Raw genomic sequence first — 582 nt, forward strand, 5'->3', positions numbered from 1 at the left:
GCTTACAAGGTAACATTGGACAATCAACATTACATCCCATAGTGATGACTACATCTGGGTTAGGAATATCATCGATCAATTTATTGTGCTGTGATTCTTCCATATCAATTCCATATTGTTGTTTCATAAGTCTTACGGCATCAGGATTAATATGGTCTTTAAGATGGGTGCCAGCAGAATAACTATCGAATACTTCACTAGCTAGAAGCTTTCCTAGAGCCTCTGCTATTTGACTTCTGCATGAATTATGAACACATATGAATGCAACTTTGGGTTTTCTATTATTATTTAATATAATTTTATTCATTATTGTAGTAGGTCCTTCCTAATCAGTTTTATCTATAAAAATTATTTTTAACAACCACATTCTCCACCGGAGCAACCACATTCTCCGTCTTTATTTTTGTCTTCTTCTAAAGAATTCAAAGTAACTCCCAGGATAGTCATTAGTTCGTCATTAGCAGGATAGCTATATTTTTTGATTATCTTATCATTAACCATCGTTACTGGTAATACTTTAATACCATCTTTGTTAAGATTATAATTGATTTCTATGATTTGAACGAAAACATTTAGTGATGA

General features: G+C 32.1%; 2 protein-coding genes. Both read right to left on the bottom strand.

The genetic code is table 11. The features are described from left to right. On the bottom strand, positions 1-307 hold a 307-nt coding region (locus ACW2QF_RS18350), incomplete at its 3' end, for an arsenate reductase/protein-tyrosine-phosphatase family protein (protein ID WP_455717464.1). A 47-nt stretch (positions 308-354) separates the two neighbouring features. Next, positions 355-582, bottom strand: a 228-nt coding sequence (locus tag ACW2QF_RS18355; protein WP_455717465.1) for an arsenic metallochaperone ArsD family protein, incomplete at its 5' end; no start/stop codon positions are given.

Source organism: Anaerosporobacter sp. (genome assembly GCF_965301125.1).